Annotated in this window: 24 protein-coding genes; 7 read left to right on the forward strand and 17 right to left on the reverse strand. The window is 30.9% G+C overall.

What is annotated here, in order from left to right; all coding sequences use genetic code 11:
• Positions 1 to 4: 4 nt before the first annotated feature.
• Both GAN53_RS06275 and GAN53_RS06280 read right to left on the reverse strand, forming a co-directional pair.
• On the reverse strand, positions 5 to 2,575 hold the full coding sequence (locus GAN53_RS06275; protein WP_151410086.1) for an ATP-dependent DNA helicase: 2,571 nt from the start codon (positions 2,573 to 2,575) through the stop codon (positions 5 to 7).
• Positions 2,572 to 3,072 carry a GNAT family N-acetyltransferase gene (locus GAN53_RS06280; RefSeq protein WP_151410094.1) on the reverse strand — a complete coding sequence of 167 codons (501 nt, stop codon included), beginning with the start codon at positions 3,070 to 3,072 and terminating at the stop codon, positions 2,572 to 2,574. The genes GAN53_RS06275 and GAN53_RS06280 overlap by 4 nt, the downstream gene beginning before the upstream one ends.
• A 93-nt stretch (positions 3,073 to 3,165) precedes the next feature.
• On the opposite strand from GAN53_RS06280, the gene GAN53_RS06285 reads away from it, so the two are divergent.
• From GAN53_RS06285 to GAN53_RS06295, 3 genes are all read left to right on the forward strand, one after another.
• On the forward strand, positions 3,166 to 4,341 hold the full coding sequence (locus tag GAN53_RS06285; protein WP_151410096.1) for an NAD(P)/FAD-dependent oxidoreductase: 1,176 nt from the start codon (positions 3,166 to 3,168) through the stop codon (positions 4,339 to 4,341).
• A 91-nt stretch (positions 4,342 to 4,432) separates the two neighbouring features.
• Positions 4,433 to 5,026, forward strand: a complete 594-nt coding sequence (locus tag GAN53_RS06290; protein ID WP_151409095.1) for a helix-turn-helix domain-containing protein — start codon at positions 4,433 to 4,435, stop codon at positions 5,024 to 5,026.
• Complete coding sequence (locus tag GAN53_RS06295) at positions 5,014 to 5,883, forward strand: IS3 family transposase (protein WP_263969942.1); 870 nt, start codon at positions 5,014 to 5,016, stop codon at positions 5,881 to 5,883. Before GAN53_RS06290 ends, GAN53_RS06295 begins: the two co-directional genes overlap by 13 nt.
• A 122-nt stretch (positions 5,884 to 6,005) precedes the next feature.
• Here the strand turns inward: GAN53_RS06295 and GAN53_RS06300 are convergent, their stop codons facing one another.
• The 9 genes from GAN53_RS06300 to metG form a co-directional block, all read right to left on the reverse strand.
• Positions 6,006 to 7,298 carry an NAD(P)H-dependent oxidoreductase gene (locus GAN53_RS06300; RefSeq protein ID WP_151410097.1) on the reverse strand — a complete coding sequence of 431 codons (1,293 nt, stop codon included), beginning with the start codon at positions 7,296 to 7,298 and terminating at the stop codon, positions 6,006 to 6,008.
• Positions 7,291 to 8,499 (reverse strand): aminoacetone oxidase family FAD-binding enzyme, encoded by a 1,209-nt coding sequence (locus tag GAN53_RS06305; protein WP_151410100.1) that lies wholly within the window; start codon positions 8,497 to 8,499, stop codon positions 7,291 to 7,293. Before GAN53_RS06305 ends, GAN53_RS06300 begins: the two co-directional genes overlap by 8 nt.
• Positions 8,496 to 9,923: a UDP-N-acetylmuramoyl-L-alanyl-D-glutamate--2,6-diaminopimelate ligase gene (locus tag GAN53_RS06310; RefSeq protein ID WP_151410102.1), complete on the reverse strand. Its 1,428-nt coding sequence runs from the start codon at positions 9,921 to 9,923 to the stop codon at positions 8,496 to 8,498. Before GAN53_RS06310 ends, GAN53_RS06305 begins: the two co-directional genes overlap by 4 nt.
• Entirely contained in the window at positions 9,920 to 11,104 is a 1,185-nt protein-coding gene (gene ilvA, locus GAN53_RS06315; RefSeq protein ID WP_151410104.1) for a threonine ammonia-lyase, read from the reverse strand. The genes GAN53_RS06310 and ilvA overlap by 4 nt, the downstream gene beginning before the upstream one ends.
• A gap of 113 nt (positions 11,105 to 11,217) precedes the next feature.
• Complete coding sequence (locus GAN53_RS06320) at positions 11,218 to 11,448, reverse strand: glutaredoxin family protein (protein WP_099321169.1); 231 nt, start codon at positions 11,446 to 11,448, stop codon at positions 11,218 to 11,220.
• Positions 11,449 to 11,493: 45 nt separating this feature from the next.
• On the reverse strand, positions 11,494 to 12,327 hold the full coding sequence (gene rsmA / locus GAN53_RS06325; RefSeq protein WP_151410106.1) for a 16S rRNA (adenine(1518)-N(6)/adenine(1519)-N(6))-dimethyltransferase RsmA: 834 nt from the start codon (positions 12,325 to 12,327) through the stop codon (positions 11,494 to 11,496).
• Positions 12,324 to 12,854, reverse strand: a complete 531-nt coding sequence (rnmV, locus tag GAN53_RS06330) for a ribonuclease M5 (protein ID WP_151410108.1) — start codon at positions 12,852 to 12,854, stop codon at positions 12,324 to 12,326. The genes rsmA and rnmV overlap by 4 nt, the downstream gene beginning before the upstream one ends.
• Positions 12,851 to 13,612 carry a TatD family hydrolase gene (locus tag GAN53_RS06335; RefSeq protein ID WP_151410111.1) on the reverse strand — a complete coding sequence of 254 codons (762 nt, stop codon included), beginning with the start codon at positions 13,610 to 13,612 and terminating at the stop codon, positions 12,851 to 12,853. Before GAN53_RS06335 ends, rnmV begins: the two co-directional genes overlap by 4 nt.
• Positions 13,612 to 15,558, reverse strand: a complete 1,947-nt coding sequence (gene metG, locus GAN53_RS06340) for a methionine--tRNA ligase (RefSeq protein WP_151410113.1) — start codon at positions 15,556 to 15,558, stop codon at positions 13,612 to 13,614. Before metG ends, GAN53_RS06335 begins: the two co-directional genes overlap by 1 nt.
• Before the next feature lie 260 nt (positions 15,559 to 15,818).
• Between metG and tyrS the strand changes: the two genes are divergently transcribed.
• Entirely contained in the window at positions 15,819 to 17,069 is a 1,251-nt protein-coding gene (gene tyrS / locus GAN53_RS06345) for a tyrosine--tRNA ligase (RefSeq protein ID WP_151410115.1), read from the forward strand.
• Between the two features lie 155 nt (positions 17,070 to 17,224).
• Here tyrS and GAN53_RS06350 read toward each other — a convergent pair whose 3' ends face one another.
• From GAN53_RS06350 to GAN53_RS06375, 6 genes are all read right to left on the reverse strand, one after another.
• On the reverse strand, positions 17,225 to 17,773 hold the full coding sequence (locus GAN53_RS06350; protein ID WP_151410118.1) for a DUF3793 family protein: 549 nt from the start codon (positions 17,771 to 17,773) through the stop codon (positions 17,225 to 17,227).
• A complete protein-coding gene (locus tag GAN53_RS06355; protein ID WP_151410121.1) occupies positions 17,774 to 18,202 on the reverse strand; it encodes a flavodoxin in 429 nt (142 codons plus the stop codon).
• A 153-nt stretch (positions 18,203 to 18,355) separates the two neighbouring features.
• Positions 18,356 to 18,502 (reverse strand): FeoB-associated Cys-rich membrane protein, encoded by a 147-nt coding sequence (locus GAN53_RS06360; RefSeq protein ID WP_151410123.1) that lies wholly within the window; start codon positions 18,500 to 18,502, stop codon positions 18,356 to 18,358.
• Positions 18,503 to 18,516: 14 nt separating this feature from the next.
• Positions 18,517 to 20,667: a ferrous iron transport protein B gene (gene feoB, locus GAN53_RS06365; RefSeq protein WP_151410126.1), complete on the reverse strand. Its 2,151-nt coding sequence runs from the start codon at positions 20,665 to 20,667 to the stop codon at positions 18,517 to 18,519.
• On the reverse strand, positions 20,664 to 20,891 hold the full coding sequence (locus tag GAN53_RS06370; RefSeq protein WP_151410131.1) for a FeoA family protein: 228 nt from the start codon (positions 20,889 to 20,891) through the stop codon (positions 20,664 to 20,666). Before GAN53_RS06370 ends, feoB begins: the two co-directional genes overlap by 4 nt.
• Entirely contained in the window at positions 20,891 to 21,112 is a 222-nt protein-coding gene (locus tag GAN53_RS06375) for a FeoA family protein (RefSeq protein ID WP_099321180.1), read from the reverse strand. The genes GAN53_RS06370 and GAN53_RS06375 overlap by 1 nt, the downstream gene beginning before the upstream one ends.
• 379 nt (positions 21,113 to 21,491) lie before the next feature.
• Here GAN53_RS06375 and GAN53_RS06380 point away from each other — a divergent pair, with 379 nt between their 5' ends.
• From GAN53_RS06380 to GAN53_RS06390, 3 genes are read left to right on the forward strand one after another with little or no spacing between them, the layout of a single operon-like run.
• Positions 21,492 to 21,878, forward strand: a complete 387-nt coding sequence (locus GAN53_RS06380; RefSeq protein ID WP_151410134.1) for a hypothetical protein — start codon at positions 21,492 to 21,494, stop codon at positions 21,876 to 21,878.
• A complete protein-coding gene (locus tag GAN53_RS06385; RefSeq protein ID WP_151410136.1) occupies positions 21,859 to 23,676 on the forward strand; it encodes an acyltransferase family protein in 1,818 nt (605 codons plus the stop codon). The genes GAN53_RS06380 and GAN53_RS06385 overlap by 20 nt, the downstream gene beginning before the upstream one ends.
• On the forward strand, positions 23,677 to 24,711 hold the full coding sequence (locus GAN53_RS06390; RefSeq protein ID WP_151410139.1) for a threonine aldolase family protein: 1,035 nt from the start codon (positions 23,677 to 23,679) through the stop codon (positions 24,709 to 24,711).
• Positions 24,712 to 24,713 lie beyond the last annotated feature (2 nt).

Below are 24,713 nucleotides of genomic sequence, written 5' to 3' on the forward strand. Positions count from 1 at the left end.
TTTATCAAGGACGACTACAATAATATTTCATTGGACAATATTTGCAAAGCTTTATATCATCGGTTTTTTCATAAATATTTTCGCTTAAAATATTTTTTGCTATCCTATCAATACTTTCTATGTCGAATGCTTTTTCATCAACTTTTATAAGCTCATCTTTTTCGATAAAATATAATAGCAAATCTTTTGTAGAAGCTTTATTAATTTCTCTTAGATATTTGTAGGTAATTAATTGTTTTTGATAGGCTTTTAAGCTTTCCTCTGTGTATGATCCTGTTTTGAAATCTATAATTGATCCATCAGAAAAAATGGCGTCGATATTTCCTTGAAGTATATAAAAATCCCTATCAGCCTTGTAATTCACCTCACTAGCAATTATAGGAAAATTTTTTTCCCTAAAATTTCTTATAGAATTTTTGTAAGCAGGATTTTTTTCTAAGAAAATATTAAGATTATAATCTAGCTTTGGATTTTCTCTATTTTCTTCTATATATTGGCAAATTTGGTGAACTCTACTTCCAAAAATTAGACTTGGATTTTTTGGCAAGGTAAATCTTAATTTTCTAAGAAATTTATATTTTAATGGGCAAGATTCGTAAACTTCAATATCTGTGGTAAAGGCAAGGATTTCTTTTTCAATCTTTTCTTCATAGCGAATGAAATTAATAGTCGAAAGTTTTGAGCTATCATCAAGATTATTGGCAAAATCAATTAGTCTAGAATCTGTTGAATTATCCAAAATTACCAATAGATTTTTTGCTCTGGTAAAGGCGGTGTAATATTTTCTGTAAAAATCAATTTCTTCCAAATTTTTATCCTTAGATTGATTTTTATATTTATCTAAGATTCCTCTACTATTTGCTCTTGGAAAATCATTTAATCCTGAAACAAAAACCACGTCAAATTCGAGACCCTTGGAATTGTGTATGGTCATAAAATTTATGGCATCGTATGTTTTATCAATTTCATCAAATTCTTTTATAGAATTGTTCTTGAAAAAATAGAAGATATAACCGTAGATAAATTCTAAAAAATAGTTTTTTCTATCACTTGCAAAAATTTCCTCATATTCACTAACAAGCTTTGTGAAAGTTCCAATATTATTTAAGGCTCTATCACTTTCCAAATCTCCAAGTTTTTTCCCTAAAATATCTTGTAAGTTTTTAATGGCAAAAGCCTTATAAATTATCTGGCTAATGGTTTTTGGACCATTATTTCTAATTTTTTCTATAAAGCTATCTATTTCTTTATTTTTAAAGCTTTGATCGTCAAAAAGCTCTGCTAGATATCTTCTAAAATATAATTTTTGCATCTGATCGTAAGATAAATCTTTCTGATAAGAAAGATTTGAAGGATAAGAGCTAAAAATTTTTACTAAAATGTAGATTAAAATCCTAATCTCATTTCTGTCAAAAAACTGACTCCTGCCCAAATTTAGAACTTTAAGTCCTCTTTTTTCCAAATAGTTTTGTAAATTTTTTGGATAATTAGAATTTAAAGTTGGAAATAAAAATCCAATCTGGTTAAGGGCGATTTTCTCATTTAAAATTTTGATAATCTTGTATAAATTTTCAAAATTATCAGCCCTAGCTCTTACTAGGCAGTTGGCATTTTCATTTTCATCAAAAGCCACAATTTCTTTTTTCTCGACTATCCCACTTGTATTTAAAAATTTCTGTGCCTTATCAATTATGGCTTGATTTGACCTATAATTAATATCCAACTTGTAAAAATTCGCAGAAACTCCCAATTTTTCCTGGCAAATCTCATCAAAATTTGTGATATTTTTAGGATCTGCTCCTCTAAATCTGTAAAGAGCCTGGTCGTCATCTCCAAAAACCATGATATTTTTGCCCTTTAATAATTTAAAGGCAATTTCTTGTTGGATAAAATTTGTATCTTGATATTCATCGATTATTACAAAATCTATGGACTTTCTGATTTGATCTCCGATTTCCTCATCAGCAAGTAGGTCGTAAAAATTTTTCAAAATCATTTGAAAATTCAACAATTTTTTATCTTTTAGAAGTTTTAAGTGACTTTGATAAATTTCGTAGGCAAATCTATCTTTTGGATCTTTTGAATTTTTAAGGATTTCAAGATCGATTAGATTGTTGGTAATTTCTGCAAAAATCCCTTGAATTCCCAAAACTTTATTTGCTCCCAAATATTTGTCAAAACCATCTATTTTTTCAAATAAGGATAGATTTTTTTCTAACAAATATTGTTCAAAGTAAGAATCTATAACTTTTTCTTTAAAAAAATCATCGTCAAGTTTTTTGTATTTATCTATATAAATATTTGCCAAAGAGTGAAAATTACCGATTTTTAGGTCAATTAAGTTGGAATTTATCCCCTCTTTTTTAAATTCGCTGATGATTCTAGTATTTAGTTCCTTGGCAGCTTTTTTGGTAAAAGTTGTAATTAAAATTTTATTGGCGGCAATTCCCTCTACTTTTATCAGTTCAATAACTTTTTTTACAATAGTAAAAGTTTTGCCAGTTCCAGGTCCAGCAATGATTGCTGCTGGAGTTTTTGCCTCATAGATTACTTCTTTTTGTTTGTCATTAATCATAAGATCAACTCATAGGCAAATCTTTTTATAAAAACACCGCTATCATCAATAAAAATTTCTCCGACATAAGAAAAGTTCATTTTCTCAATCAAGGATCTCATCCTGAAATTATCCTCGTGAGTATCAATTCTTAGGCAATCTTTACCGCTTTCTTTGGCTTTTTTTATAATTTCATCAAAAAAAATACTTGCAAGGCCTTCTCCCCTATGGTCAGTATCCACACAAAAAGTATGGATTACAAAATAATTTTCTCCCTTCATCTTATTTATTACAGGCTCATAGGTCTTTTCTTCTTCATCGGATAAAAAAGCGTAGGCTAATATTTCTCCGTTTTTTTCAAGAACATAGGATTTACCGCTTGAGATTTGACGAATCAAAAGTTTTTCATCTGGATTTCCTCTTTGCCATTGGTCTACACCGTCATTTTTTAGTGAAATTTTCGCTTTTTTTACAATTTCTTTAATTTTATCTAAATCATTTATATTTGCTTTCCTCATAAAATTATTATACCATTTGGCTTTAATGTAATTTGTTAAATTTAGGGTAAAATTTATGTATAGAGTAAATTATAGAATTATAAAGAGGTGTAAATGTACGATTATTTAATTATAGGTAACGGCATAGCAGGTCTTGCCGCTGCAGAAGAAATTAGAAAAAACGATGAAAACGGCAAAATTTTAATAGTTTCAAAGGAAGAAATTCCAACATACTGGAGAACAAGACTTTCAGCTTTGATAGCTAAAGATTTTGACAAAGATGATATATATGTCAAAAAAGAAGCTTGGTACCAAGAAAAGAATATCGAAGAGAAATTAGATACCGAAGTTGAAAAACTAGATTTAGAAAATAACAAGGCTATTTTGGCAGATGGAGAAGAAATAGAATACGCTAAAGTTCTTTTGGCAACTGGTGCAAGAGCTTTCGTTCCTCCAATCAAAAATGTTGAAAGCAAGGGCGTATTTGCTATAAGAAGTCTTGATGATTTGATAAGTTTTAAAGAATATGCTGCTGATAAGAAAGAAGTTGTAATAATTGGTGGAGGAATCCTAGGTCTTGAAGCTGCTTTTTCTGTAAAGGAATTAGGCAAAGAAGTTTCTGTTATCGAGGCAGCTGATTATATCCTAAATCGTCAATTAGATCATGAGCTTTCTAAAAAACTTGAAAAATCCTTAAATGATATGGGTATTAAAACTTTTACTGGCAAAGCAACAGAAGAAATCTTGGTAAATGATGGCAAAGTTTCTGGCATCAAACTTTCTAACGGCGAAGAAATAAAAGCAGATGTGATAATGGTTCAAGCAGGAGTTCGCTCAATTATCGATCTTGCAAAAAATTCTAATCTTGAAGTTGACCGTGGAATAATTGTAAATGACAATTTACAAAGCAAAAAAGAAAATGTATATGCTGCAGGCGATTGTGCACAAATTGGAAACTTTACCATCGGTCTTTGGACAGCAAGTCAAGAAATGGGCAAAATTGTCGGTCGCAATATGACTGGAGCAAAGGAAACTTACGAAAAACCAAAACCATTCTCAACTTTGATGATTGGAAATATCAAGGTATTTTCAGCAGGAATGACTTCTGGAGAAGGCATTGAAGAAATGAAAACTGAAAAAGATGGCAACATCTACAAACTTTTCAAAAAAGACGGCAAATTTGTAGGTGGCATCCTCTGGAATGACATAAAAATGCAAAATGATGTAAAAGATCTTGTATTTAACGGCAAAAATTTAGAAGATACAAAATTAGCAGAAATTTTCAATTAATTCTTTCAAAAAATAAAACAGCTTGCTTAGATTTTTGAACTGACCCCCAAAAGTTAGACCTAAAAACTAACTAACGGAGGTCAGTTTTTTAATGGCAAAATATAGCACAGAATTCAAAATGAAAGTAGTAAAAGAATATTTAGAATCAAACATCTCATATAAATCTTTATCAGACAAATATTGCATACCATCAGAAAGCGTAGTGAAAAGCTGGGTAAATGCATACAAATCACAAGGCTATGAAGGACTAAAAGTAAAAAGAAAAAATACACAATATACTTTGGAATTCAAGTTAAATGTAGTAAACTTGTACTTAACAGGAGAAATGTCCTATCAAAGCCTAGCAAACAATCTTAAAATCAATAATCCATCAATAATCACCCGATGGGTCAATGAATATAGAGAAAAAGGAATTGAAGGACTTAGATCTAAAAAGAGAGGAAGACCTTCAAAAATGCCAAAATCCCCAAAGAGATCAAAAGACACTAAAATAGAATCATCAGCAAACATAACTAATTTAGAAAATGAATCATTAACACAAGCACAACTAAAAGAAAAGATAAAGAAATTAGAAGAAGAAAACTATTGGCTTCAATTAGAAAATGATGCAATAAAAAAAAAGATAGAATTGTCTCAAATGACAGATACAGAAATAAGACAATTGCTGAAACAATCAAAGTCTTAAGAGATAAATACAAACTAAAAGACTTGTTAAAATACTTTAACATTGCCAAATCAACATACATGTATTGGCAAAAACGCTTAAATAAACCAAATAAAGATCTAGAATTAGAAAAGAAAATACTTAAAATAAGAAAAGACAATCCAAACTACGGCTACAGAAGAATAACAGCAATGTTAAAAAGATCAGGACTGATAATAAACAAAAAGAAAGTACAACGATTAGTTCAAAAGTTAAAACTTCAAGTAAAAAGCTATTCAAGAAAAACAAGAAAATACTCATCCTACAAAGGACAGGTAGGAAAAATATCAGACAACAAAATAAAAAGAAACTTTAAAGTGGAAACACCATACACACAAATAACAACAGACACAACAGAATTTAAGTATTTAGAAAAAGATAAAACAGGAACATATCAAATAAAGAAACTCTATCTAAACCCATACCTAGATATGTACAACAGTGAAATACTTAGCTATGAAATATCAAAACACCCAACAATAGAACCAATCTTAAAAGCCTTAGACAAAGCAATAGAGGTAACTAATAAAAATAAAGAAAAAAGAATATTCCACTCTGATCAAGGCTGGGCATACCAAGTAAAGCAATACACATCAAAACTAGAAGAAAATGACATCACTCAATCCATGTCAAGAAAAGGAAATTGCTTAGACAACTCACCAATGGAAAATTTCTTTGGGATATTAAAACAAGAAATATATTACGGAAATAAATTCTATTCATACGAGCACTTAAAACAAACAATTGAAGATTTCATAAAATATTACAACGAAGAAAGAATAAAAGAAAAATTAGGATACTTATCACCAATAGAATACAGAAAGAAGAATGCAGCATAAAAATTTCCTACCCCTAGGGGTAGGATAGGACAAAGAAATACCAGGGCTAGTTTAGTTCTAACTCTGGTATTAGGTCCAACTTTGTGGGGTCACCTTATTTTACTAAGCAGCTGTTTTTCTTTTTAAAGTTTCATTGAATTTTGTCTACGTCTTAATCTTGTTATGGTTGCTTTTTCGTCAATTTCTACCATAGACATATTTATAAGACTATCTTTTTTGATATCACAAATTGCCTTGGTTTTTGGAGTAATCAGACCAATTGGCAGCAAATCTTCATCAATAGATCGAACATGGCTTGTTAGTTTGCCAAAAACTTTTTCCGAACCAATTCCATCCAAAGTTTCGCCTTTTTTGATATCTCTTTTTGCAACTGTTACTGTATCTGCAACTTGGCCTTGAATTGGAACTATAGTAGCTTCATTTTCCACAACTGCCTTATAAATTGTAATTGGTGCTTCAAGACTTGTTAGATGGTATGGCCTATACATCAAATAATTTGGTCCATCTCCAAAACCTAAAAATTTCATCAAATCTCTTACATCTTCCTTATCACTTGTAACTATAATAAAAACTCCAGGAGCCATTCCTTGGGAAAATTCAACGACCTTATAATTATTTAAAATTCCACCATCTTTTTTTAATTTAAAATCATTGACAGCTGTTTCTGGGCTTGTTTTTATTCCATGGCAACCAAATGTATCTGGCAAAAATCCAAGAGCATTGCAAACACTATTTAGCTCTATCATGGTGTTAGTTCCATCTACAAAACTTGTTAGCATTTTTGGATTAAGATCTTTTGCTTTTGCTTCTTCCATGAGATTTTCTGGAGTTTGGTAATTGTCAAGCCTGTTATTTTTGCCCTTAGCGGCTACCAAAACTTCAAGTCCCATACCAAAAGCATATTCGCAAAGATCAATTATAGCTCCCGGCTCATCTCCCAAAATTCCAGTATACACAACTCCAGCTTTTCTTGCCATATCTGCTAAAACAGGGCCAACTGTCGCTTCACATTCCACATTAAAAGAAATCATGTGTTTATGATATTGGATAGTTTTTCTTGCAATAACTGCCCCAAAAGAAGGATTTCCAGTACAATCGATAACTGCATTTATTTGCAAAAGTTTGTAAGAAAGTCTGTAATTTGTTGAAACACAAACATAACCCTTTTCCAAAATTTCATAGCCTTCGTTATAATCATCTGTATAAATTATCTTATCTTCATTAACTCCAGATTTTACCAAGGCTTTGATAGCTTTTTGCGGAGTTTTATCGATTACAAGTTTAACCTCCATGGCATCGATATTTGCAAGCTGTGAAATAAGTGAAGTTCCCATTTTGCCACAGCCAATTATAGCAAGTTTTATCGACTCGCCGTTATATTTCATTTCATTTAAATTTCTACTAATTTTAAACATTTAAGCTCCTTAAATAATCAGCTAAAACTTTTGCAGAAGATGATGCCCATTGGATATTATAGCCTCCACAAGCTCCATTAACATCCAAAATTTCTCCGATAAAAAACACATCCGGGAAAATTTTTGACTCCATAGTTTTAGGATTTACAAATTTAGTGTCAACTCCACCAATTGTCAGCTGGGCATTTTCACTATCGTGAATTTTTGTAATTTCAAAGCTTAGATTTTTTAAAGTTTTAACTAATTTTTCCAAGTCGTAAGTTTTTAATTCACACAATTTTTTCTTAGGACTTAGCTTTAGCAATTTAATTACATCTCCTATAAGCTTCTCATTTATTATACCGATTAATAAATCGTATAAAGATTTATTTGGAAAATTCTTTATTGTTTTTTCTAAAAAATCATAAAATTCCTGGTAAGTTTTCTCTGGATAAAAGTCAATTTCAACAGATACTTTTTTCTTATCTCTTAAAGCAAGGGATAATTCATTTGAAATATCCAAAATTGCAGTGCCAGTAAGGCCATAATCTTGAAAAATTATATCATCTATTGAAGATTTTATAAATTTCCCTTCCACAAACAAGCTAGCCTTGCCGGTAATTCTTGTTCCCTTGGCTTTTTTGCTAAATTTTTCTTTACTTTCAAAATTTGTAATCCCATAGGTCATTTTTGTAAGAGGAATTTCATTTTTTATTAAAGCAAAAATTTTGCCATCAGATCCAGAATTTGCCAAGCTTTTGCCACCTGTCGCAAAAACTAATTTGTCATAGGAATATGATTTTTCATTAGTTTCAACTTCTTTTTTTAAAAAATTTATAGCTTCTACTTCTTGATTAAAGATAAATTTAGCATTTTCTTTTGAAGAATTATACAAAGCATCTCTAATAGTTTTACTTGACATGGTTTTTGGATAGCATCTACCAGAAGGAAGATTTGTCGTTGCGATTCCAATATTATTTAGGTATTTTATCAAATCGTAATTTGTAAAATTATCTAAGGCATATTTGAAAAAGTCTTCATTTTCTGATTTATAAAAATCGTAAGAAAAATTTAGATTTGTAAAGTTACAGCGACCATTTCCACTTGCAAGTAATTTTCTGCCAGAAAATTCGTTTTTTTCTAAAATTGTAATTTCACCACAGTCCATAAAATTTGCAAAAAATAAGCCTGCAATTCCTGCTCCAATTACTAAGATTTTCATATTTCCCTTAAAGCTTCGTGTATGGTTTCATATTCATTATAATATGTTTTTTCGTTGCCGTGATGTTTTAGAAATCTTTCTTCGCCCTTGCCAAGAGTTACTATATAATCGCCTTTGTTGGCGTTTTTTATAGCCCATTTGATGGCTTCTTTGCGATTTTCGATCTTTATATATTCTCCATGAAATTCTTCAATTCCAGAAATTACATCACTTGTTATATTTTCATAAGTATCAAATTTATTATCATCTGTTGTAAGAACTGCAAAGACCTTGTTTTTGGCGCAAATATTTCCAGTGGATTTTCTAAATTCAAAATTTCTATCCCCATTTACTCCAAAAACTGCGTAAGTTTTTACATCTTTTGGAATTGTTTTAAAAAGCGAATCAAAAGCCACTGGGGTGTGAGCAAAATCTATTACTATATTTTTGCCCAAATCATTTTCTATAAATTGAAATCTTGATGGAATTCCCTTAAATTTGATGAGATTTTCTGAGATTTCTTTAAGATCAACGCCCATTTGATTTAGACAAGTTATGGCAGCAAGTGAGTTATAAACTTCATAATCTGCTATGGAATTAATAGTAAAATCTTGATCTTTTACTTCAAAATGTGTAGTTTTTCCTATTTTTTTGATGTCATAAGCTCTATAATCAGAGCCTTCATTTAGCCCAAAAGTAATTACATCATTAAAAAGTTCTTTAGATTTTCTCCCATAAGGATCGTCAAAATTTGCTATTTTTACCTTGCTAACCTCAAAAAGTTTCATTTTTGCAGCAAAATAATTATCCATTGTTTTATGATAATCTAAATGCTCTGCCGAAAGATTTGTAAAAACTCCGTAATCGAAATTTATTCCCAAAAGTCTGTTTTGGTCAAGGCCGTGGGAGCTTGCTTCAATTACAGCCCTATTAATATTTTTTTTAAGACTTTCATTTAAAACTTTATTTATGAAAAATATATTAGGTGTTGTGTTTGGAGTTTCAATCCTTTGACCATTTACAAAAGCTCCGTCTGTTCCAATATTTGTGGCAGATCCAAAAATTTCCTTAATCAAAAAATAAATCAAAGAAGCAGTTGTGGTTTTGCCGTTGGTGCCAGTTACTCCAACAAGGGTCATTTTTTTTGCTGGAAAATCTGCCAAAATATTTGAAATTTCTGAGGTTATTTTTCTGCTATCAGAAACTTTTATATAATTTATATTATCCAAATAATCAATGTCTTCAGTGTGGATTATAGTTTTTGCCCCATTTTCTATTGCATCTTCTATGTATTTATGACCATCCAAGACATTGCCCTTGATTGCAGCAAAAGTATCGGCGTGGCTACAATCCTTGGAATTATTGCTAATTTCTTTTATTTCACTATCATTTTGTTTTTTTGCTGATATATAAGAAATTTTCTTAATCAATTGTTCAAATTTCAATGTATTATATATCCTTTCTTAGTAATTACATCTCTAATTTTATTTACATGATCCATACCATTTGTTTCTAGGGTAATTTCTACATTTATATTTTTATATCTGCTTGAAGCTTTTAAGCTATCATGGTTTATAGAAATAACATTGGCCTTGGTATAGGCTATATCAGATAAAAGTGCCTGAAGTTTTCCTGGAATATTTGGTATTTCTACAGTGATTCTTGTAATTCTTCCTGTTTCATATAGACCTCTATTTATAAGTTGAGAAATAAAGCTCATATCGATATTACCACCACTTACAAGTGAAACTACGTTTTTATTGTAAAAATTTAATTTGTTCAAGGCTGCTAAGGATAAAGCCCCTGATGGTTCTGCTATTAATTTGTGACGCTCCATTAGGCTAATTAGTGCCATCAAAATTTCCTCATCACTTACACTTACCCAATCATCTACATAATCTTTAGCTATTTCATAAGTGTATTTGCCAACTTCAGCAACAGCAGTTCCATCTGCTATGGTATCAACTCCGTCTAATTTTACTATTTTACCTTTTTTGATTGCCTCTTGCATGGAAGCAGCACTTACCGGCTCAACTCCAATTACTTTTATTAAAGGACTAATTTGTTTGATACATTTGGCAAGACCTGCTATAAGGCCGCCACCGCCAACTGGAACTATTACATAATCCACATATTCAAGTTCATCGACAATTTCTAAGGCTATGGTTCCTTGACCTTCTATAACGTCCAAATCATCAAATGGCGGAATAAAGGTAAAGCCTTTTTCTTCGGCTAATTTTATGGCATGCTCTTTACATTCGTCAAAATTTTCTCCATATAAAACGACATTTGCCCCATATTTTAAAGTTCCCTCGACTTTTATCATCGGAGTTTGCTCCGGCATACAAATTGTAGCATCAATTCCTAATTTATTGGCAGAAAAAGCTACCCCTTGGGCGTGATTTCCAGCTGATGCTGTAATAATTCCCTTTTCTTTTTGGTTATCTTCCAGTTTTGATAGCTTATTGTAGGCTCCTCTTATTTTAAAAGAACCAGTTTTTTGCAAATTTTCCGGTTTTATGTACACCTTATTATTAGACAAATCTGAAAAATAATCTGAATAAAACAAATGAGTTTTGTTTATTACTTGGTCAACTCTTTCTTTAGCACTTATAAAATCAAACATTGTATTCCTCCTAGTCATATTATAGCATTTTTTTAAAACTAATATATAGAAACAGAAAAAACTGTTGCTTGCAAAACTTTTATCTAAAGTTCATTTAGCAACAGTCTTTAATTTTATAGGCCTAATTTTTTTTCGATAGCTGCCTTGTCAAATCCTACAATGTCTTCGCCATCGATATTTATTACTGGAACTCCTCTGTATCCTTTGGAAACAAGATATTCCACAGCATCTGGATTCTCATCGATGTTCATTTCTTTAAATTCAATATTATTTTCATTAAAATATTGTTTTGCAGCCTTGCAAAAAACACAAGTATTTGATGTATAAATTTTTATTTCTGCCATTATTAACTCCTTTTATATTCTACTTAAAGATTTATACCCGATTTTTTATAAAATATCAGCTAATTTGATAAAATCATCTAAAGATAAATTTTCAGCTCGTAGATTTTCCCTAAGGCCTGTTTTTTCAAAGGCAATTTTAAGATCTTCCTTGCTTGCCACATCCGATAGTGAATTCAAAATCGTCTTTCTTCTTTTGTTAAAGCCTGCTCTTACAAGATTAAATAATTTCTTTTGATCGACCTTTTCATCATAAATTCTAAGTTTTAGATTTAAAATGCTTGAATCGATTTTTGGTTGAGGCATAAAGACTGTTTTTGGCAAATTCACCAAAATTTTGGCATCGGAATAAAATTTAACAAAGACTGATAAGGAAGAATAATCTTTGTCATTAGCACTTGCCACCATCCTTTGAGCAACTTCTTTTTGAACCATAATGGTCATATCCTGGCAAGGAAAATTAGATGTAATTAGTAGTTCGATTATTGGCGTTGTGATGTAGTAGGGAAGATTTGAAACAACCTTAAAACTTTGGTTGCTAAATTCTTCTGCTATGAGTTTTTTTAGGTCGACTTTTAATATATCTTGGTTAATAACTTTGACATTTGAAAATTCTTCAAGATTTTGCTGTAAAATTGGAATTAAATTCTCATCTATCTCTACTGCTAAGACTTTTTTGGCTGTTTTTGCCATTTCATAAGTGATAGTTCCAATTCCAGGCCCAATTTCAAGGACATTTTCATTTTCTATATCTGCTATATCAATTATTTTATCTACAAAATTCTTATCGATTAGGAAATTTTGTCCAAGAGATTTTTTGAATTTAAAATCGTAGAGATCTATTATCTCTTTTACAATTTTTGGTGAATAAAGTTTTTTCATAATTTGTCTACCGCCTGGTTAAAGTCTTCTCTTTTAATCCCAAATGAATTTAGTTTGGATAAAAGTTGTTTGGAATTGTAGTAGCCTATACCCAATAAATCTCCAAGCTTTTCGCGTCTAATTTTGGAGTTTTTACCTATGGTTAGGTCATTTTCTAACAAATCAGCCATGGTAAATTCATTTCTTTTTTCAACAACTTCCGCTTTAGCTCTATTTAATGCTTCTATTATTACTTGTGGATCTGCATTTTCTACTCCCAAGTCATTTTTTTTGATAGCATTTTTCCTGTCGATGTAGGCGTCTTTGGCTGTTGGAATCTCTCTTTTTATCCTAGCTCTGATTTTTTTTCCAGCATAATCTGGATCTGTCAAAATTATTATCCCCGTAAGGTCATTTATTTTTTTAAGTTTTTCTATCAAATCCTTGCCAAAGCTTAGACCATTTGTGCAAATCATTTCGCAATCTACCGCTCTTTTTACATTTGCTATGTCATCTTTGCCTTCGACAACTATTGTTTCTTTAATCATAAATCAAAAAACTCCTTGGTATTGTTGTAAGTTTTTTTACAAAGCTTTTCTAATTTCATATCCCTAAGTTCGGCGATTTTTCTTGCAACTTCGATGATTTTTCTAGGGTCATTTCTAAGTCCTCTGTAAGGCTCTGGGCTAAGGTAAGGACTATCTGTTTCAAGCATTAATCTATCCAAATTTACATTTCTTGCGGCAATTTGTTCGTTTTTGCCATTGGAAAATGTTACAACTCCGCCAATAGAGATGTAAAAACCCATATTCATATAAGTTTCTAAAGTTTCCAAATCATCAGAAAAGCAATGAATTTGAATTTTTAAGTCTGTGAAATTTTTTAAAATCTCCATAGTATCTTCTTTTGAAGATCTTTGATGGATAACTGCTGGCAAATTTAATTTTCTTGCCAAATCAAGCTGTTTTATAAAAATTTCTTTTTGTTTTTCCTTATTGTCATCTCTCCAATAATAATCAAGACCGATTTCGCCTATTGCTACGATTTTTTCATTTTTTGCTAAATCTTCAATTTTTTCCAAATCGCAATCGCCTATATGGTCGACTTCTTCTGGATGAAGGCCTACCATGGGGTAGATGTTATCGTAAGCTTTTGAAAGTTTAATATTTTCTAGTGAATCTTCTAGATTTGTGGCTGGCAAGATGAGGGCATTTACAGAAAAATTAGACAGGTCACTAATTATAAATGACCTGTCATTGTCAAACTTGCCATCGCAAATATGGCAGTGTGAATCAATTAATTTCATTATGAAACCTTACTTCCTGGCTTCATATTGCTTAAGGTGGTTAAAATTGATAAGTCTTCATCAAATTCTGCTGATAAAATCATTCCTTGGCTTTCAATTCCACGCATTTTTCGAGGAGCAAGGTTTTTAACCACTATAACATTTTTGCCAACTAAATCGCTTGGCTCATACCATTTTTTGATGCCAGAAATGATTGTTCTTGGCTTATCTTCACCAATATCAACGCTAAATACTAATAATTTGTCAGCATCTGGATGATTTTTGCATTCCAAAACTTTGCCAACGACAAAATCAACTTTGGCAAAATCGTCATAAGAGATTTCATTTTTTTCTTCTTCTTTTTCGCTTGATTTATTTTTACCAAGCCTTTTTTCAATTAGGGCATTGTTTTTATCGTGTAATTTTACTAATTCTTTGTCGATATCCAATCTATCAAATAAATTAGCACCCTTATTTACCTTTAATCCTTCTTCTAGAAGTCCAAATTCTCCTGCTGAAGCAAAGCCTTTATTTTCACAAGCAAGTTTTTCCAAAATTTCCTTGCTGGTGTTTTTCATCACTGGCTCTATTAATTGAGCGACAATTCTTAAAGATTCTGCCAAATTATACAAAACAGTGTTTAATCTTTCTTTGTTTGCTTCATCTCTTCCCAAAATCCAAGGCTCAGTTTCATCTACATATTTGTTGGCACGTCTGATGAAAGTCCAAAGGCTTTGAAGAGCATCGTTAAATTTAAAGGCATCCATTTGGCTTACAAAATTATGGTAAGTTTCATTTGCCAAAGCTTTTAACTGATCATCAACCTCATCAGAAACACTTCCCTTAGCGATTATGCCACCGTTATATTTATCGATCATTGATGTAGTTCTTGAAAGAAGATTACCCAAGTCATTTACTAAGTCAGAATTATATCTTTCCATAAATTTTCTGCTTGAGAAATTTCCATCAGATCCAAAATTAAATTCACGAAGGACAAAATATTTTAGGGCGTCCACTCCATAAAGTTCACAAAGTGGTTCTGGATACATGATATTTCCCTTAGATTTGCTCATCTTATCGTTATCAAACAAAATCCAACCGTGGGCAAAAACTTTTTCTGGAAGTGGCAAATCAAGAGCCATCAAAAGTGCTGGCCAAATAATAGTGTGAAATCTTACTATATCTTTGCCTATTAAATGAACGCTTGCTGGCCAATATTTATTAAATTTCTCCTTATCATCTCCATAACCAATGGCTGATAAATAACAAGATAAGGCGTCAATCCAAACATAAACTACATGCTTATTATCAAAAGGAACATCAACTCCCCAATCAAAAGAATTACGAGTTACAGATAAATCTGTAAGGCCTTTTTCGATAAAATTGTTAAGCATTTCTTTTTGTCTAAATTGAGGTTCTAGAAATTCTGGATGATTTTTAAAGAGTTCTTTTAATTTATCTTCGTATTTTGAAAGTCTAAAAAAGTAGGTTTCTTCTTCTTGATATTCAACATCTCTTCCGCAATCAGGGCATTTGCCATCTACTAATTGAGCCTCAGTCCAAAAAGCTTCGCAAGGTGTGCAATAATATCCCTTGTATTCACCCTTGTAAATATCGCCTTTTTCATAAAGTTTGGTAAAAATATTTTTTACATCTTCTTCATGTTGAGCTTCTGTTGAGCGGATAAAACAATCATAATCAATTTCAAGTTTTTTCCAAAGTTCTATGGTTTCTTCTGCAATTTTATCTACAAATTCTTTAGGAGATTTGCCAGCATTTATTGCACTTCTCATGATTTTTTGGCCATGCTCATCAGTCCCTGTTGTAAGATAAGCATCATAGCCTTGTAAATTTTTATATCTTTTTAAAACATCTGCAATAATTGAAGTATAAGTATTTCCAATATGTAAGTTGCTATTAGGATAATATATTGGAGTTGTTATATAATATGGTTTTTTCTCTGTCATTCTTAATCCTTTCGATTGAAATATAATTATATTTTACTTCTTTTAAGCTTTATTTCATTTTCCTTGTTAATTGCTAATAAAAGTGTATACTAAAAATAAATATAAACTTATAAGAAAGACCAGTAGGATTATTCCGAATTACAACTTTCTTTTGTTTTACGCCAGCCTTGGGTCTGTCAAGGCATAGAGTATAAAAAGAGGTGGTACCGCGATTTTCGCCCTCTTATGCTCTTTTTTTGTGCTTATTTTTAGGAGGAATTATGTTACACGCTTACAAAAAAGAATACGATAATGTTTTTGACGAACTAGTTGATCGTGGATATTATGAACAATCTACAAATGAAGAAGAACTAAAGAAAAAGCTTAAAAATGAATCTGTTAAATTTTATTGTGGTTTTGACGCCACCGCAGATTCACTAACTGTTGGCCATTTAATTCAAATTATGGTTATGATGCGCATGCAAAATTATGGCCATAGACCTGTTGCCCTACTAGGTGGCGGAACAACCCTAATCGGTGACCCATCAGGAAGAAGCGATATGCGACAAGTTATGACAGTAGAAAAAATAAACCACAATGCAGAATGTTTTTACAAACAATTCCAAAGATTTTTGGATTTTTCTGATGGAAAAGCAACTTTGCTAAATAACAAAGATTGGCTGCTTGAGTTAAAATTCTTAGAATTTTTAAGAGATGTCGGCAGCGAATTTTTGGTAAATGAAATGCTTAAAAAAGACGCCTACAAAAACCGTATGGCAGCTGGTGGCCTTACATTTTTTGAATTTTCTTATATGCTCTTACAATCTTACGATTTTCTTAAAATGTATAGAGATGATGGGGTAACTCTTGAAATAGGAGGCTCTGACCAATGGTCAAACATCATAGGCGGAGTAGATCTAATCAAAAAACACGAAAATGGCGAAGCTTATGGCATGACTTTTTCACTTCTTACAACAGCTGATGGAGTAAAAATGGGCAAAAGCCAAAAAGGAGCTGTATGGCTTGATAGCGAAAAGACAAGTCCTTATGAACTTTTCCAATATATGAGAAATGTAGATGATAGAGATGTTGAGAAATTCTTATTGCAATTGACATTTTTACCAACTAAAGAATGTAGGGAATTAGGACAAGCTAAAGATGCTAAAGACATAAACCACGCCAAAGAAATTCTAGCCTTTGAGGTTACTAAATTAGTCCATGGCGAAGAAGAAGCAAAGAAGGCACTTGATGCTGCAAAAGCTTTATTTGCAGGAGCTGGCAATGAAGATGCTATGCCAACTACAAATATCAGCAAAAATGATTTGCCAAAGGGACTTTTGCAAATGATGACAGATCTAGGACTTACTAAATCTAATGGTGAAGCAAGAAGACTTGTAAGCCAAGGTGGAGTTTCTATCGATGACGAAAAAATTACAGATACTACCTTTGAGATTACAGAAGATTTGTTTAAAGACGGAAAGATAATAATAAGAAAAGGTAAAAAAGTTTTCCACAGAGTATTGATAGGATAATTTTTAAAATAATATTTAAATAAAAAAGCAATCACTAGGCTAAATAGCTAAATGATTGCTTTTTTACTATTTGTGTTTACGCATGTACATTTCTATCGGTTATTTTATATTGGAGACCTTTACCGATGTCTATTAATTTCTTAACAATTACTATATTAATTTTTCTTTACTAATATGTTTTTTAATTCTATGTTTTTATCCACCATTGCCTTATACTCAGTCCTAACTTTATTATACATTTCAAAAAGCTTTAGTTTTTCTTGCTTATTTTTATAAACTTTGAAATAACCACTGCACAAATAATTTTTGCCATTATTTTCTATAAATCCCATGACATCTTCGTAAGGATATCCCAAAAATAGTCCAATTTCATGGGGAAAATTATTGGCCAAAAGTTTTTTTTGCAAACATTTTATGCAAGTATCAAGGTTATTTGTCTGATAACCACAAGAAGTCAAATAAATTTTTGTTTGTTTGGAATTTATTGATTCAAGTAGATTAGCCTTTCTAAAACAAAGTATTGAAGATGTATTTTTTCTCTTTGATATAAGAGTAAAATAAATATCAATCTTGTTAAAATCCTCATTCCAAATTTTTATCAAATAATCCACATCATAGGCTTCATTGGAAATAGTAAATAAATTAGCAGGCTTAATTTGCCCTAAAACTTGGCTACAGTATAAAGCTAATATTTCATCTGCCATCTACAATTTTGCAAGGAGATCATCTGCTAAATCTTTACAAGCATCAATTGCCTCATCATCAGGATAGTCATATGCTGCGAGTCCATCAGAAGCAAGGTTGATATTGTCATTTTCACATCTTTCTTGCCAAGTTCTCATCCATTCTCCATCATTCCATTCGTAAGAACCAAATATCACAACAGGTTTTCCTGCCAAATCATTTTCAACACTTGCAAACATTGGTTCAAATTCGCTATCTTCTAGCTCTTCATTTCCCATTGCTGGGCAACCAAAAGCAAATCCATCAAATTCTTTAATTCTATCTTTTGAAAATTCGCTGCAAGTTACAAATAAAGCTTCGTTCTTCTCATTTATTCTATTTGCAATAGCATTTGCCATTGCTTCTGTATTACCGGTTCCTGACCAGTAAATTATTGCTATTTTTGCCATAATTTTCTCCTTAAATTTTATTTGATATTATTATATCACATTATGATATTGATTATCAATACCATAATGTGATATTTTTGATTTTTTTTTAACTTTTTTTAAAAAAATATAAAAAAACTAATCCAAGAAAACAAGGATTAGTTTTTAAATTCATTATTTGTTATTAAATAATTTATTATTATTATGGCAAGAGCAGTCCTTACAGCCTGTTTTGTTGTCATTTACTATAAATCTTTTATAGACTATAAATGCACAAAGACAAACTATCAATATTAGTAAAATCCATGATTGTAAATTCATAAATCCTCCAAATCTTAGGCAAGTTCTGCCTTAAATGATCTATTTTCTTTTCTAGATTTTGCTGGTCTAAATAATAAATATAACATTACAATTAAAAAACCTACTGCTATAGCTGTTGCAATTGTGAAAATTCCATTAGCAAATAGGTTGGCAAATTGGTAGAATATAAAGCTTATTACATAAGCAAAGCACATTTGATAGCCTATGGTTAGTAAAGTCCACTTATTATCTCCCATTTCAGTTTTTATTGCACCAACTGCAGCAAAGCATGGCATACAAAGCATATTAAATAGTAAGAATGAATAGCCAGCTATTGGAGTTCCTATTGCAGCGTTGAAAGCAGCTAATAGTTCTGGGCTTTCTTCTGTTACATCAGCTCCAAGCCCTAAAACAATTCCCATGGTATTTACAACATTTTCTTTTGCTACAAAGCCTGAAACTGTTGCAACTACGGCTTGCCAAGTTCCAAAACCAAGAGGTTTAAATATAAAACCAATTTTTGATCCAATAACTCCTATAATTGAATTTGCACCATCTTCTTCAACTAAATTTAAACTAAAGTCAAAGTTAGTCAAAAACCAGATTACTATAGCTGAAAGTAAGATTATCGTTCCAGCACGTTTTGCATAAGCCTTCGATTTGTTCCAAACATCTTGCAATACCGATGTAGGTCTTGGAGCATGGTATGGAGGTAATTCCATTATGAAAGGTGCAGGATCTGATTGTAGAATTTTAAATTTCTTTAAAATAATTCCACTAATAACTATTGCTAAAATTCCAACAAAGTAGAAAGAAAATGTAATTAGTGATCTATTTGTAGGGAAAAATGCTCCAGCTATAAGAGCAATTACAGGAAGTTTTGCACCACATGGCATAAATGATGTTGTCATAATGGTAAGTCTTCTATCCCTATCATTTTCTATAGTTCTAGATGCTTGGATTCCAGGAACTGCACAGCCTGTTGATACCATAGCTGGAATAAAAGATTTTCCTGAAAGGCCAAATCTTCTAAAAATTCTATCCATGATAAAAGCAACTCTTGACATATAGCCTATATCTTCAAGTATTGATAAAAGTGCAAATAATACCATCATTTGTGGCAAAAATCCAAGAACAGCACCAACGCCTGCAAATATACCATCAGTTATAAGTCCACTGAGAACTTCATTTATTTGCATAGATTCTAAAAATGATCCGACAGCTGGAATTAAAGTGTTATCAAAAAATCCATTTACAGCTTCAGTTGCCATTGTTCCTGGCGATTTTGAATGAACTGCTAGAGAATATACTACAAACATTACAAGGGCAAAAATTGGAAGACCCAAAATTCTTGATGTTACAATCTTATCTATCTTATCAGTTGTACTTAGCTTTGGAGCAGCTTTTTTCAATATTTTTTCGCTTAAAACTTCAAGCGCATTGTATCTTTCGCTTGTAATTATAGATTCTGCATCGTCATCTAAATCTTCTTCTATTTTTTCTCTAATATCTAAGATTTTCTTCTTATCTACTTCTGATAAAGAAATCTTATCTAACATTTCTTCATCATTTTCAAAAGCTTTAATTGTATAGAAACGTGATAAATTACTATCTACATAAGGATCTACAATATTTTTGATATCCAAAAGCGAATTTTCCAAATTGTTTTCATAGACGAAATAATTAGGTTCGGTTTTCTTATCGATTTCTTTATTTATCTCTGCTATTAATTTTTTAATTCCAACTTTTTTGCTGGCAACAATCTCAATTACAGGACATCCTATAGCTTTGCTAAGAGCATCTATATCTATGTAATCCCCTCTTTGCTTTACAATATCGGTCATATTTAAGGCGATTATTGTCGGTATTCCCAATTCCAAAAATTGGCTAGTTAAATATAAATTTCTAATTAAATTTGATCCATCGACTAAATCTACAATTAAATCTGGTCTTTCATTTACTAAGTATTCTCTAGCAACTTTTTCTTCCAAAGTATAAGGTGATAGAGAATAAATTCCAGGCAAATCTTGGATAATTATTTCTTTATGTCCTTTTAGATTTCCTTCTTTTTTATCAACTGTAACCCCTGGCCAGTTTCCTACTCTTTGATTTGAGCCTGTTAAGGCATTAAAAAGAGTAGTCTTGCCTGAATTTGGGTTTCCAGCTAGTGCTACTTTAAATGTCATATTTCCTCCACAAGAATATTTTCTGCATCATGTTTTCTAATAGTAAGTTCATAACCTCTTAAATTAATTTGTACAGGATCGCCCAAAGGTGCGACTTTTCTTACAAAAATTTCAGTTCTTTTTGTAATTCCCATATCCATTATTCTTCTTTTAGTAGGACCATCACCTTCAATCTTTGCGACCCTTAGATTTTCTCCTACTTTAGCATCTTTTAAAGATTTCACTAAATAACCTCCCTAACATAAATTCTTTTTGCTATCTCTTTTGATAAAGCAAGTCTGTTTCCGTCAATTGCAAATATGTAATTTACTCCATCAAATCTTTGCAGAGTTATCTCTTTGCCCTTTACAATCCCCAGATCTGATAAATGTCTTTTCACTTCATCTTTTCCTTTTAAGTCGACAACAATAACCGTATCGCCTTCATTACATAAAGTTATCGGCATATATCCTCCTTTAAGAAATTTTATATATCTTTAAATTTTATTTAAAAAAATAGTGTTTTCTTATGTAATAAGTATACCATATAATATTTTAAAAAAATCACTTTATGAGTATATACCAACAACCTTAATATTTCAAGCTTATGTAAAGAAAAATTTATTTTTTAATTATATTAAAGCCTAAAAATAAATCGAAAGAAACCAGCCTTTTTGAGATGAATAAACAATTAAAAATATATGAGGATAATTAGAAATTTTAAATATCTAAATAAAATTTTTTTAGTGAACAATAATTATACGACCCTTTTTTATTTTTCTAAATTTTTATGATTTTTCCGATTTTTTGATATAATGATAGTATAAATTTTTATGAGAGGATATTATGGAGAATAAAAAATTTACATCTTATTTTGGATTATTTATTGGTATTTTTATAATTATTTCCCTTATTTATATTTTTTCTCTGAAAAAATCTAGGGAAGTTAGTGATTATAAACTAAGCGAAGATATTTCTTATAGTGGGAAAATTGTCGAGAATAAATTTTCTGGCCAAGGGGAACTTAAAAGCCCTTATGGAACATATAGTGGAAATTTTGAAGATGGTAGATTTAAGGGATCTGGAAAATTTGTAAACGAAGATTTTACCTATGAAGCTAATTTTGATAAGGATAAGGGCAACAAAGATATAAAAATCACCCTAAAAGATGGATCTGTTTACAAAAAAGTTGATGATACTTGGAGGAAGATAGATGAAAAGAACAAAGATTAATGGACTTGATTATATACGCGTCTTGGGGATTTTTCTTGTTATTTCTTACCATTTGTTTCCACAAGTTGTAAGAGGTGGTTTTCTTGGCGTTAATGTTTTATTTATTTTGTCAGGATTTTTAATTACCTATCATCTCTTAGATGAATTGTATGAAAATGGCAATATTGATTTAAAAAATTTTTATAACAAGAGATTTATAAGGATTTTTCCTCCAGTTTTGCTTATGGTTTTTCTTACAACAATCTTTTCCTTTTTTATTAACAAAGATTACACCGTAAGATTTTTTGACCAATTTATAGCAGCGATTTCTTTTAATTACAACATCTTTGAAATTATAAGAGGCGGTTCTTACGAAGCTCAATTTATTAAGCAGCTTTTCATGCACACCTGGTCTTTGGCTATAGAAGTTCATTTTTATATACTTTGGCCACTTTTAATTTCTTTAATCTTTGCAAAGATTAAAAATAAGGGCCACATAAAAAGAAGATTTTCTTCTAAATTTATGAATTTGTGCCTAGGCTTATACTTATTTTCTTACATACTTACTTTGGTCTTGGTGTTAGTAAATAAGGATAATATTGCCTTTGCCTATTTTTTTGATTTTACACGCATGGGATCTTTTGTAATTGGCTCACTTTTGGGATCTTTTGTAAAAAGATTTTCTTTTAAGAAGTTATCTTACTACAAGCTTTCCCTCATCTTTAGCCTAATCTTATTGGCATTTTCCTTTGTCTTTTCCTATAACAATAAGCTAACTTACGGGCTTGGATTTTTGCTTGCTGATATAATTACAGTTTTATTGATCCTCATCGCTTATTCAAATAAGGATCTTAAAGAAAATAAGATTATAACACAACTTTCCAACTATTCTTACGGAATATATGTTTTCCATTGGCCAGTTTTAGTTATAATTTCAAGTTTTATCGATAATTACTTGCTAGCCCTATTACTTACTGTAATTGTAACAGGATTATTAGTTTTATTTAACTATCATATCTTTGAGCCACTTTTTGTCGGCAAAGATGTCGACCTTAATTTTATAAAAAATAAAAAAATAAACCATGAAAAATATAAAATTTTAATTCAATCTTTGATGATTTTTATATTTATAGCATCTATGAGTTTTGCTTACGCTGTTAGCAAAAATTCTTCCGATATGGTAAGTCTTGAAAAAACAATTTTAGTCGAATCAATCAATCAAGATATTGATAAGATAAAGCTTGATAAAGAAAAAGTTGATGGGCTTATAAAAAAAGACGAAGATGAAAGATACAAAAAAGCCAAAGAATCAAATCAAGGCATAACAGTTTTGGCAGATAGTGTTTTGCTTGGCAATAGAAATATGCTAGAAGAAAATATTGAAAATCTACACGTCAATGCTGAAGGTTCAAGGCCTCTAGAAAATGGTGCAGAAATAATAAGACAATTGCAAAAAGAAGGCAACTTAGGATCTATTGTAGTAATAGCACTTGGTACAAATGCCATAGCAGAACCTAAGGAAAGCTTGGAAAATATAGTAAAAGCTTTGCCAAATGGGGACAGACTGATATTTGTAACCTGCTATGACAATAGATATGACCAACCTCACAGAGTTTCTACCGCCATGCAAGAAGTTGCTAAAAAATATGATTTTATTACTCTAATGGAATGGGAAAAAGAAGGAATTGCCCACCCAGAATATTATAAGGGAACTGATGGCGTGCATTTTTATGGAGTCCAAGAAGCTTACGATGCTTACTTAAAAATGTTAAAAGAAGCAATAGATAAGTCTTTTAAAAACAAAGCAAAAGGAGAGTAAATGTATTTTTTCGTAAATGACTACAACGACATAGGAAGAGATGACATTTTACAAGCTTTAGTAAAAGCAAGTAGTGAAAATAATTATGGCTATGGTTTTGATAAGCATAGCGAAAATGCAAGAAAATTAATAAAAAAAGCTCTTGCTAACGAAAATATCGACATTCATTTTATACCAGGAGGAACAGGAGCAAATGTCTTAGGCCTTGCTTGTGGGATGCAACAAGAAAATTCCGTACTTGCAGTAAAAACTGGTCATATACAAGGCCACGAAGCAGGATCCATAGAAGCCACAGGAATAAAAATTGAAACGATAATTTCTCCAAATGGAAAATTAAGCCTTGAATTATTAAAAGAAAAATTTGCTCATTTTGGCAGTGAATATCTAACAGTTCCAAAAAAAGTTTACATTTCAAATACCACAGAGCTTGGAGAAGTTTATAGAAAAAAAGAATTAGAGGAAATTTATAATTTTTGCAAGGAAAATGACCTATATTTATTTATGGATGGAGCTCGTCTTGCCCACGCCCTTGCCAGCCAAAAGTGCGATTATAATCTAAAAGATATCCCAAATCTTTGCGATATTTTCTATCTTGGCGGCACTAAAAATGGTTTTTTGTTTACTGAGGCATTGGTAATTGTAAATGACAAGCTAAAGAAAAATTTTATAAATTTACAAAAGCAAAAAGGTTCTTTAATGGCAAAAACTTTTGTAGCTGGGATTATGTATGAAACTGTATTTGCTAAAGAAAATGGTTATTTAGAAACAGCGGAAATTGCCTATAAAATGGCTGAAACTCTTGCAAATGGCATTGTTAACAAAGGCTTTAACCTTGCCTATCCATTTGAATCAAACCAAATTTTTGTAAAATTAGATGATAAGGACTTAGAAAAATGGCAAGAATTTGCATCCTTTGAAATAATGGAAAAAGAAAATGGATCAAATATAGTAAGGCTAGTTACAAGTTATAGAACTAAAAAAGAAGAAGTTGAAGGATTTTTAGCTAAGATACAAGACAAAAAGCTCGATTTTTAAAT

Source organism: Anaerococcus sp. Marseille-P9784 (genome assembly GCF_902500265.1).
In the GTDB taxonomy this organism is placed as follows: Bacteria; Bacillota; Clostridia; order Tissierellales; family Peptoniphilaceae; genus Anaerococcus.

Excerpts from the sequence above, each read along its gene's own strand:
- GAN53_RS06275 (WP_151410086.1), bottom strand. The coding sequence starts at position 2,575 with ATGATTAATGACAAACAAAAAGAAGTAATCTATGAGGCAAAAACTCCA.
- GAN53_RS06280 (WP_151410094.1), bottom strand. The coding sequence starts at position 3,072 with ATGAGGAAAGCAAATATAAATGATTTAGATAAAATTAAAGAAATTGTA.
- GAN53_RS06285 (WP_151410096.1), top strand. The coding sequence starts at position 3,166 with ATGTACGATTATTTAATTATAGGTAACGGCATAGCAGGTCTTGCCGCT.
- GAN53_RS06290 (WP_151409095.1), top strand. The coding sequence starts at position 4,433 with ATGGCAAAATATAGCACAGAATTCAAAATGAAAGTAGTAAAAGAATAT.
- GAN53_RS06300 (WP_151410097.1), bottom strand. The coding sequence starts at position 7,298 with ATGTTTAAAATTAGTAGAAATTTAAATGAAATGAAATATAACGGCGAG.
- GAN53_RS06305 (WP_151410100.1), bottom strand. The coding sequence starts at position 8,499 with ATGAAAATCTTAGTAATTGGAGCAGGAATTGCAGGCTTATTTTTTGCA.
- ilvA (WP_151410104.1), bottom strand. The coding sequence starts at position 11,104 with ATGTTTGATTTTATAAGTGCTAAAGAAAGAGTTGACCAAGTAATAAAC.
- GAN53_RS06320 (WP_099321169.1), bottom strand. The coding sequence starts at position 11,448 with ATGGCAGAAATAAAAATTTATACATCAAATACTTGTGTTTTTTGCAAG.
- rsmA (WP_151410106.1), bottom strand. The coding sequence starts at position 12,327 with ATGAAAAAACTTTATTCACCAAAAATTGTAAAAGAGATAATAGATCTC.
- rnmV (WP_151410108.1), bottom strand. The coding sequence starts at position 12,854 with ATGATTAAAGAAACAATAGTTGTCGAAGGCAAAGATGACATAGCAAAT.
- GAN53_RS06335 (WP_151410111.1), bottom strand. The coding sequence starts at position 13,612 with ATGAAATTAATTGATTCACACTGCCATATTTGCGATGGCAAGTTTGAC.
- metG (WP_151410113.1), bottom strand. The coding sequence starts at position 15,558 with ATGACAGAGAAAAAACCATATTATATAACAACTCCAATATATTATCCT.
- tyrS (WP_151410115.1), top strand. The coding sequence starts at position 15,819 with ATGTTACACGCTTACAAAAAAGAATACGATAATGTTTTTGACGAACTA.
- GAN53_RS06350 (WP_151410118.1), bottom strand. The coding sequence starts at position 17,773 with ATGGCAGATGAAATATTAGCTTTATACTGTAGCCAAGTTTTAGGGCAA.
- GAN53_RS06355 (WP_151410121.1), bottom strand. The coding sequence starts at position 18,202 with ATGGCAAAAATAGCAATAATTTACTGGTCAGGAACCGGTAATACAGAA.
- GAN53_RS06360 (WP_151410123.1), bottom strand. The coding sequence starts at position 18,502 with ATGAATTTACAATCATGGATTTTACTAATATTGATAGTTTGTCTTTGT.
- feoB (WP_151410126.1), bottom strand. The coding sequence starts at position 20,667 with ATGACATTTAAAGTAGCACTAGCTGGAAACCCAAATTCAGGCAAGACT.
- GAN53_RS06375 (WP_099321180.1), bottom strand. The coding sequence starts at position 21,112 with ATGCCGATAACTTTATGTAATGAAGGCGATACGGTTATTGTTGTCGAC.
- GAN53_RS06380 (WP_151410134.1), top strand. The coding sequence starts at position 21,492 with ATGGAGAATAAAAAATTTACATCTTATTTTGGATTATTTATTGGTATT.
- GAN53_RS06385 (WP_151410136.1), top strand. The coding sequence starts at position 21,859 with ATGAAAAGAACAAAGATTAATGGACTTGATTATATACGCGTCTTGGGG.
- GAN53_RS06390 (WP_151410139.1), top strand. The coding sequence starts at position 23,677 with ATGTATTTTTTCGTAAATGACTACAACGACATAGGAAGAGATGACATT.